Origin of the sequence: Megasphaera sp. AF13-6AC (genome assembly GCF_027685385.1) — a bacterium.
Classification (GTDB): Bacteria; Bacillota; Negativicutes; order Veillonellales; family Megasphaeraceae; genus Megasphaera; species Megasphaera micronuciformis.
Genome location: NZ_JAQCUN010000131.1, coordinates 1,060 through 3,389 on the forward strand (window position 1 = coordinate 1,060; position 2,330 = coordinate 3,389).

The window sequence follows — 2,330 nt, forward strand, 5'->3', positions numbered from 1 at the left end:
GCAAAGCGGCGGAAAAGGAAAGCGTCGACTTGCGTACGTACCGCGTCATTTATGATGCGATTAACGACGTAGAAGCGGCTATTAAAGGCATGCTCGACAAGAAGTACGAAGAAAATATTATCGGTCGTGCGGAAGTACGCAAGGTTATTACGACGCCGAAGGTTATCGTTGCCGGTTCGTACGTTAAGGAAGGCAAGATTACAAGTACGTCAAAGGTTCGCCTCATCCGTAACGGCATTGTCGTTCATGAAGGCGACTTGGACGGGTTACGCCGCTTCAAAGACGATGTCAAAGAAGTGGCTGAAGGTTATGAATGCGGTATTACCATTGACGGCTACCGTGATATAAAAGAAGGCGACGAAGTGGAAGCTTTTGAAATGGTAGAAGTAGTACCTAAATAAGGCTTAATATAAAGTGAGGATCTTATGGGAGAATTACGAGTACGTAAAATACAGGAATTTATTAAGCAGGAAGTGTCTCGTATCATCCTGCAGGAATTAAAGGATCCCCGTCTCGGTTTTGTGACCGTTACGGATGCCCGGATTACGGGTGACTTGCGGGAAGCGACTGTATACGTGAGCCTCTTCGGATCGGATGAAGAAAAGAAAAATACCCTTGCCGCCTTAAGCAAGGCGCAAGGGTATATCCGCTCGGAAGTGGGTAAACGATTGGGTATCCGCTATTCACCGCAGATTGAATTTAAAGAAGATGAATCACTCGAATACGGCATGAAAATCGAATCGATTTTACATGACATTGAGAAGAAGGATTAGATTATGAATGGTACTCCCGAAGAATTGCGGGCTCTTTTTGAGCGACACGATTCCTTTCTTTTAACCGCACATGTCAGTCCCGACGGTGATGCGCTGGGGTCCTTGGCGGCCTTGTCCCTCTGGCTGAAAGGCAAGGGAAAAAAGGTCGTTACCGTTATTGATGACAGTATTGACGACAAATTCTTTTTCATTGAAGAATGTCAACATATTTTGCGCCCTTTGGATGTAAAAGCTGAAGTGGGACGAATCGGAGTTGTTCTCGATGCGACGGATCCGAGTCGGACCGGTGAGACGGAAAAGCTCTTGGGGGATTTTGTAGTCAATATTGACCACCACGTATCCAATGCTCATTTTGCCGACTGCGAATACATACTTACAGACTATGCCGCAACGGGAGAAATCCTGACGGATCTTTTTTTGAAGTGGCAAGAAGACATTACGCCGTCTATGGCTGATGCCTTGTATATGGCTATTGCTACGGACTGCGGTTTCTTTAAGTTCAGTAATACGACAGGGCATACCTTGCGTTGTGCCGCCGCTTTGGTTGATGCGGGGGCTCATCCCAATCGAATTTCCGAACACTTGGAAGAAACGACACTGGTAAAGACAAGGGCGCTGTCACAAGTGTTACAGCAAATAGAACTCTTTGAAGGCGGTCGCATTGCCGGAATATCCTTTACGGAGGATGTCTTGAAATATACGGGCGAACACACGGGCGGCTACATTGATTATGCTCGCCGTATTAAGGGCGTTGATGTGGCCTTTACGGTAAAGGCTGTCACAGAAGCACAGACTCGTGTCAGCCTGCGCTCCAAGGATGTAGATGTCAATGCCGTAGCTGCCGTATTCGGCGGCGGCGGGCACATTCGTGCCGCCGGTTGTACTGTCAACAAGTCGTTGGATGAAACAAAATCCTCCTTAATTGAAGAAATACGGAAGGTTTTATGATACACGGAATCGTTAATGTTCTGAAACCGTCCGCCATGTCCAGCCACGATGTGGTAGGACGGGTGCGACGTATTTTCGGTATGAAAAAGGTCGGTCACGCCGGCACCTTGGATCCCTTGGCTGCCGGCGTTTTGCCCGTTTTTCTCGGTCAGGCGACGCGCCTTATCGAGTACAGCGGTGATGATGACAAGACCTATCGTGCCGAGTTCGTATTCGGTTTTACGACGGATACGGAAGACTATACGGGAACGGTAGTCTCACAAAGTGATGCCCCGCGGCCTGTAAAAGAAGAATTGGAGGCCGTACTGAAAGAATTCGTCGGTGCGGGAAAACAGCGACCCTCCAAGTATTCAGCCATTAGCATTAACGGGGTTAAGGCTTATAAATTGGCACGGCAAAACAAGGAATTCGAGTTGCCTGACAGGGACATTCACATTGATGCCGTAAAACTTCTGGCCTATGACGGGTATCGAGCCGTTATAGATGTAGACTGTTCCAAGGGGACGTATATTCGCTCGCTCATTCGTGATATAGGCGAAAGATTGGGGACACAGGCCGTCATGACCGGGCTCTTGCGAATGCGTGTAGGCAACTTTTCTATTAGTGAAG

General features: G+C 48.1%; 3 protein-coding genes and 1 pseudogene. All 4 read left to right on the forward strand.

What is annotated here, in order from left to right; all coding sequences use genetic code 11:
• Positions 1-401: pseudogene (locus PGX78_RS06945) on the forward strand (translation initiation factor IF-2); the annotation flags it as partial.
• A gap of 24 nt (positions 402-425) precedes the next feature.
• A complete protein-coding gene (rbfA, locus tag PGX78_RS06950; RefSeq protein ID WP_270446112.1) occupies positions 426-773 on the forward strand; it encodes a 30S ribosome-binding factor RbfA in 348 nt (115 codons plus the stop codon).
• Positions 774-776: 3 nt separating this feature from the next.
• Complete coding sequence (locus tag PGX78_RS06955) at positions 777-1,721, forward strand: DHH family phosphoesterase (protein ID WP_270446113.1); 945 nt, start codon at positions 777-779, stop codon at positions 1,719-1,721.
• Positions 1,718-2,330 (forward strand): tRNA pseudouridine(55) synthase TruB (truB, locus tag PGX78_RS06960; RefSeq protein WP_270446114.1); only part of this gene is annotated, 613 nt, incomplete at its 3' end. The genes PGX78_RS06955 and truB, both read left to right, overlap by 4 nt.